Source organism: uncultured Cetobacterium sp., from assembly GCF_947038635.1.
Taxonomy (GTDB): domain Bacteria; phylum Fusobacteriota; class Fusobacteriia; order Fusobacteriales; family Fusobacteriaceae; genus Cetobacterium_A.
Genome location: NZ_CAMQXC010000116.1, coordinates 1 through 6,975 on the forward strand (window position 1 = coordinate 1; position 6,975 = coordinate 6,975).

Below are 6,975 nucleotides of genomic sequence, written 5' to 3' on the forward strand. Positions count from 1 at the left end.
TTTCATAAAATCATTTAATAATATATTATATTCTATTAAATGGGAGTGATTTGTATGGAACTAAAAGAATTAAATGAAAAAATACCATTTTTCGTTCAAGGGATTGATATTGAAGCCCCAAAAGATTTTGTATTTAAGCTTATATCGGATTACAGTAAGCATGCTCTTTGGATTACAGGTTTAGAGGATGAGAAGCATACAGATACACCTGAAATTACTGGTTCTACTTTCTGTGAAAAAATAAAAATGTATGGTTTTAAAGAGGAATATTGCGGAAAAGTTCTATCATATGAAGATGGTAAAATGTATCAAATTGAAATAGGTGACAAATGGGTAGATTTTAAAATTGAATATGATTTTGAAGAGGTTAATCCAAATAAAACTCACTTAATATTAACAGCTTGGACATTAAAAGGAACTTCATTACATAAATTATTCAATGTTTTTAATAAAAGAATTTTAGAAGATCAATTAACTAGATTAAAAGTTGTTGCTGAAACTGAATTTAATAAAACAAAATAACAAAAAAATGGAAGGACTTAAGTTCTTCCATTTTTATTTAATCTATTTTTTCTTATTCTCTTTAGACTTATGATTTATTCCACTTAAAAATTTAATTACAACACCTATTAACATAAACATCAATAGCCCACCATAATACAGTTTCATCTTATCTAACTGTTTTATTACTGGTACTGTAAAATCATATCCCGCAAAAATAAAAGCTATAAATGTCATTACTGAAACTGATATTCCTGCTAAAATAGGTATTAAATTTCCTTTTGATATTTGAAACGGTGATACATATCCTCTTTTTCTAAAGAATATATAACTAATTCCTAGACAGAAATATGGTACTATTAAAGCCATTGTTGTCATATCATATACTCTATAATATAACTCTCCTGCTGCTTCACCACCAAAAGTTGTAAGAGCTATAAATAAAAATGCTAATATTGTTTGGAATATTAAAGCATTTCTTAAAATTCCATTTTTATCAGACTTCTTTGTTAACCAATCTGGAAAAGTTCCCTTTGGTGCTTCACTAAATACTCCAGCAGCTAAAGAGCTTCCCCAAAGAATAAGAGCAACTAAAGTTATTAATGAATAAGCTATTCCCATTAATTTAACAAACCAAATTCCTAATCCTATCTTATCCCCCATAAATTTAAACCCTGCTAAAACTGCATTTATTAATGATATTTTTGAAAAATCCTCTTGTGTTCCAAATGCTGAAACTGAAACAATTCCTAAAACATAAAGTATTCCTATTAGCATTGAAGCTACAAGTAAACCTTTAACAAAGTTTTTCTCTGGATTCTCTACTTGATTTACATACGGTCCTACTACTTCTCCTCCACCAAATGCAAATAATATCCATGAAAATGTTCCTAAAGATCTAGCTAAATCAGATTTAGATGTAGTTTTTATTATAAACATCTCAGTTGTCAAATCTGTAGCTCCCTGTCCTGTTAAATGAAGGTATATACCAGCTACTAAAAACATTAGTACTGTAAATAATGAAACATAACCTATTGGTTTTGAAAGAGCTCCTATAGCTTTTTGATACTTTACTCCAATAATTAATGATATAACTAATGCCACTAAAGATAATGTAGCTGTTTGGATATTTGATATATTTGCGTCTCCAAATAATCCAAAACTAAAGTATGTTGGTACTCTTGTTGCTAACGTTGGTAAATAAAATATATTTGCTATAAAGTATGACCAAATTGCAAAATAGGCCATCTTTTTTCCTAATCCTATCTCTATCCATGAATATATTCCGCTCGTTCTATCTTGAGCATATGCTCCAAACTCTGCCATTATTAAACAAAGTGGTAAGAAATAAAATAATATTCCTATTACCAACATTGTGGCGGATGACATTCCTACTTCTTTAAAATTATTGGCAATATTTCCAAATCCAAATACTCCCAAGAATATCATCATTACTAGTGATGACACAGATAGATACTTCTTTTTCATTCTCAACTCCTCGTACTGTATTATATTTAAAACAATTTTTATAATAACACCTTTACTAAAAAAAATCAATTTTTTTATTGTCTATTTATATCAATTTTAAAGTATAATTTTTTGTATAAATATTGTATAATTAAAAAAAGTATAATTTTTTAAGGAGTGTGGAATAATGATAAAAGTCAATGCTATTGGACAAACTTGTCCTATACCAGTTATTATGACAAAAAATGCTTTAAAAGAGATAGCAGAAGGTTTAATTGAAGTTTCTATAGATAACAAAATTTCTAAGGAAAATATTGAAAAATTTTCAAAAGAGATGGGATTTTCTTTTACTACTAGAGAAGAAAATGGAATATTTTTTATTCAAATAAATAAAACTATTGAAAAAACTTCATCAGATTCTAGTACTTCTGACAATGAAAATAACACGATTATAGTTATTGCTTCTGATAAAATGGGTGATGGTGAAACTGCTCTTGGTGAAACTTTAATGAAAGGGTTTATATATACTCTTACAGAAATGGAGTTTTTACCAAAAGCTATTCTTTTCTATAATAAGGGTGTTTTCTTAACAGCTTCTAATGAGACGACTATAAAAGACTTAAGAATTCTTGAGGAAAGAGGAGTTGAAATTCTATCTTGTGGAGCTTGTCTTAACTTCTATCATTTAGAAAATAATATTGCTGTTGGAAGTATTACAAATATGTATAATATAATAGATAAACAAATGAAAGCAAATAAGGTGATTAGACCATAATGAATTCAGAAAAATTTTTAATTATAACAATAGATTCAACTCATTTAGTTATGAAAGTAGAGAAATTTTTAGTTGATAGCGGAATCGATGTTCGTATCATTCCATTACCTGGTGAATTAAAAGCTAGCTGTGGACTTTCTTTAAAAGCAAATATCCAAGATGCTCATAAAGTACTAGAGCTTTTAATTGAAAATAATATAGATAAAAATATATATAATTTCTATCTTTGTGAAAAAAATGGTTTTAAAAAGAACTTTTCTACTTTTAATTTTTAAATATTTATGATATAATAAATATGAAATTGGAAGCGGATGAGTTACTGGTGTACTCAGCAGTCTTCAAAACTGTCTTGGCGAGTTAAATCGCTGGTAGGTTCGATTCCTATACGCTTCCGCCAATTTTAAAAGTTCAGCCTCACTTAAAAAAGTGAGGCTTTTTTATTACTTCTATTTTTTTCCTAAAAAATCTTTATAAATTAAATAATAAACTGATGCTGACCAACTGAAGTTAGAACAGTGTAATCCCTCTCCTGTTTCTGGATTATAATTCTCTCTAATCACCCCATCAGTTAATAATCCCTCTGAGTTTTCAAAAAGTTTTATACTTAAATCTTTAGCTTCTTTTTTATACCCGTAGTTATTTAAACCTATTATTCCAAAATAAGCTTGATCTAACCATACTGGTCCACGCCAATATTTTACTGGGTTATACTTTGGATTATCCTTTGCTGATGTTGGAAACGGTAAGTATGTATTCATCACATTTTCATCCATTACATTTTCTACTACTCTTTTAGCTTCCTTTTTTGTAGCTAAGTTTGCCCATAATGGTATATATCCCTCTGTTCCTTTCCCCCTATTTACAAGAAGTTTTTTATTTCCAGCTTCATCTATCTGTAAGTCATAATAATACCCTGTTTTTTCATCAAACATATTTTTATTTACATATTCTTTAACTTTTTTCGCAGATGCTAAATACTCTTTTTTCTCCTTAGGTAAACCTAATATCTCTGCCATATTACTTAAATATACTTTTTCAGCATATAAAAATGAATTTAAATCTACTGATTCTTGATTTATAGAGTATCCTACTAAATTTCCCTTTGAATCTTTATTTTCTAAAACCTTAACACCTATATCACCTGCTCCAGATCCCTCTACGTCAAATCTAACAGCATTATCCATACCACTTTCCCATGCTGCTGCTAGTATTATCTCCTCAGGAGTATTATTTAATCTGTGAACCATTCCACCATATTCAGCAATACCATTTTTATCAAAATCTCTATTTGTATACCACCAATTATGATACTCTTTTAATTTAGGATACATCTCTTTTAAAAACTCTTTATCTTCACTTACTTTATAAACTTCCCAAACAGCCCATGCTGCTAAAGCTGGTTTTGAATTTCTTTCATTCCAGTTTCCACCGTCTCCATCTCTATCCTCATCTTTATTATAGAAAATAGCATCTATAATTACACCAGCATCCTGAGGTCTTAGATTATCATCTTTTGTAATTTGGTAATCAAATAATGCTCTTATATTATTTTTAGCTAACTCTTCATTAAAATTAGCAGTTGCCACAGCTTGCTTCCAAGAATCCCAAGCCCAAAAACCATTAAACCATTTATAGCTCACAGATGGTGTTATTCCATCATGCTTTATTGCTCCAGCAGGGCTTCTCCAGTTTGTAATTAAAGTATTAATAGATTTTACTGCTGCTATATCATACTTTGAATTTATATCTGTTGTTTTTACTGTTTTATCTATATAATCTTGCCATCTTTTATTATTTTCAACAAAATATTTATTTCCATTTTCTATTATATCTTCAACTAATTTCTTCTCTTTCTTAGCTTCATCTTTTGTAAATGTATACGACTCTGTAGTATACGTAACTAGTTCATCTTTTGGTGGAATAACTATAGATTTTTCAAGCTCAGATTTATATATATTATTTTTAATCTTTGTTTTTACTGGTAACGAATGTCTTATTTCAAACTGTGTATCATCACTTACTAAATAATCCCAAACTAATCTTTTTTCTTTAAAATCAACTATAACTCCATTTTCAGATTTTTTTAAAGAGTTATTAAGAGTTATATAGTTGTACTCTTTATTTTTTTCATTCCATTTTCCTAATTTATTATATAATTTTCCAGACCAGTTTAAACTAATATTTAAATCTTTATCTGTCTTATTTGTTATAGTTGTTTTTATAAGAGCTGTTCTATTTGTTACAAAAATAAGTTCTAATGTTAAATTAAAATCTTTTAAATTATAATTTTGAACTAACTTACCTGGAATATAATCGAATTTTGCCTCACTTTTTGATAGATCATATTTTTCATTTGTTAATTTATTTATAATCTCTATTTTACTAAAACTATCTGATAAATTTGCTGCATACTCCTCTGCTAAATAAAATGGTCCTGCAAACCCTCCATACATAGAGTATTTCTCATATTCTGGTTGATAATAACCATGCCAAGCTCCTAAATCTACAAAGCTATTTATATAGTTTGTTCCTAATTTATCTGTCTCTTTTCTAGGAGCAAAGTATGTAAACTCTTTTGGTTCTCCTTGAACATTTAATATATTTTTATAATTCTCTCTATTAATACTTCTGTTATTTTCTCTCTCTTTTGTTGCACAACTAAAAAGTAAAAAACTAATTGATCCCAATGTTAATATTTTTTTCATATTTTCTCCCTATATAAAATTTATAGTACGGATAACTTTTAATATCCGTACTATTTAACTTTTTATGCTAATTTGTTAGCTTTTTTCTTTTGTATTCCTAAAGACTTTTTTTCATAACTATTATATTTCCATAATGCCCATCCCATGAATATTACAACTCCTCCTACATTATAAACTAATGTTAACATAATGCTTTGTCCCTCTGGGAAAATAGCTGCAATAAATGCTACTGAAAATATACATAGTAGAAATGATGTTACTATTAATCCAAATTTTCTAGAACCCATTTTAAAATCTCTTTCTAAGTGATCTTTATTAAGTCTTAGATTAAAGTATGCAATCATTATAAATAATGGTGGTAAAAGTGATGTAGCTGCTGTCATATTTATAATTATTCCTAATAATTCATTTATATCTCCAGACCCTAGCGCTGGTATTAAAAGAAGTGGTATTACAATTAAAAATTGAATCCATGTTGCTCTTTCTGGAATTCCATATTTATTTAGAGCCACTGTTTTTTCACCAAACATATCTTTTGGAATCTCTGAGAAAAAAACTTTAACTGGAGCTGATGTCCAAACTAATAAAGCACCTAAGGCACTTGCTAACATAACAACTCCTATAAAATGATGAACTAACTTTTGACTTATTCCAAAATGATTTCCAAGTCCTACAAATACCTGAAATATTCCTGAAGCATATGATAGTTGATCTTGTGGAACAAAAACATTTACTAATAATGATCCTACTGAATATAATCCACCTATCATTATTCCTGCCACAACTATCATTCTAACAAAAGCTTTTGATCCGCCTTTTAAGTCATTTATATAAACTCCAATAGCTTCAGATCCTCCAGCAGCAAAGAATATCCATGCCATAGCTCCGAAAAATTTCCAGTTAAATGTTGGTGTCATAGCTTGAATTGTAATTGGTGTTGCAGGTTGCACTCCACCTAGTAGTGCTCCACCACATAAGATAATAAAAGCAAATGACATAAATAACATTAAAGAGCTTCCAAAACTTGTAACTTTTCCAATCCATTCAGCTCCTTTAGTAGAAACCCATGTAGATACTGTAAATATAAGTATTGATAGTACTGATATTGTCATTGGCGTAAATGTATATTCATATCCCCAGAAAGCATAAGATGTATACACTAAAATACTTGGTAACAATGATGTGAAGTAAAATAGATTTACAAACCAGTATGCATATGCACTTAAAAATGCCCATTTAGGACCTAACGATGATTTTACCCATTGATAAACTCCTGATTCAGAATCTTTATTTAAACTAACAAATTCTGAAATAATAAATACAAATGGTATAAAGTAAAACAATGTTGCAAATAGGAAACCAGGGGCCGAAGCCATCCCGATTTCTATATTATTATTAATTACATTTCTAAAATTAAATACTGCTGCTATTGTCATTGATAATAGTGAAAACTTTCCTATTTTTGCTCTTGTTGACATATATCCTCCATAATACTATTTATTTAAGAAATAATTATCTTCAATTGTT

General features: G+C 28.6%; 6 protein-coding genes and 1 tRNA gene. 4 read left to right on the top strand and 3 right to left on the bottom strand.

Annotation, left to right across the window (positions count from 1 at the left end; translation table 11 throughout):
• Positions 1-54: 54 nt before the first annotated feature.
• Positions 55-522, top strand: a complete 468-nt coding sequence (locus tag Q0V08_RS09705; protein WP_297434302.1) for an SRPBCC family protein — start codon at positions 55-57, stop codon at positions 520-522.
• Positions 523-564: 42 nt separating this feature from the next.
• On the opposite strand, the gene Q0V08_RS09710 is transcribed toward Q0V08_RS09705, so the two are convergent.
• On the bottom strand, positions 565-1,989 hold the full coding sequence (locus tag Q0V08_RS09710) for an amino acid permease (protein ID WP_297434304.1): 1,425 nt from the start codon (positions 1,987-1,989) through the stop codon (positions 565-567).
• Positions 1,990-2,155: 166 nt separating this feature from the next.
• On the opposite strand from Q0V08_RS09710, the gene yedF reads away from it, so the two are divergent.
• The 3 genes from yedF (at position 2,156) to Q0V08_RS09725 (ending at position 3,140) form a co-directional block, all read left to right on the top strand.
• Entirely contained in the window at positions 2,156-2,743 is a 588-nt protein-coding gene (gene yedF / locus Q0V08_RS09715; RefSeq protein ID WP_297434306.1) for a sulfurtransferase-like selenium metabolism protein YedF, read from the top strand.
• Positions 2,743-3,018: a DUF3343 domain-containing protein gene (locus tag Q0V08_RS09720; protein WP_297434308.1), complete on the top strand. Its 276-nt coding sequence runs from the start codon at positions 2,743-2,745 to the stop codon at positions 3,016-3,018. The genes yedF and Q0V08_RS09720 overlap by 1 nt, the downstream gene beginning before the upstream one ends.
• A 28-nt stretch (positions 3,019-3,046) precedes the next feature.
• Positions 3,047-3,140: transfer RNA gene (locus Q0V08_RS09725), tRNA-Sec, on the top strand.
• A gap of 49 nt (positions 3,141-3,189) precedes the next feature.
• Here Q0V08_RS09725 and Q0V08_RS09730 read toward each other — a convergent pair.
• Positions 3,190-5,448 (bottom strand): trehalase family glycosidase, encoded by a 2,259-nt coding sequence (locus Q0V08_RS09730; RefSeq protein WP_297434310.1) that lies wholly within the window; start codon positions 5,446-5,448, stop codon positions 3,190-3,192.
• 62 nt (positions 5,449-5,510) lie between these two features.
• Positions 5,511-6,926: an amino acid permease gene (locus Q0V08_RS09735; RefSeq protein ID WP_297434312.1), complete on the bottom strand. Its 1,416-nt coding sequence runs from the start codon at positions 6,924-6,926 to the stop codon at positions 5,511-5,513.
• Positions 6,927-6,975: the final 49 nt, after the last annotated feature.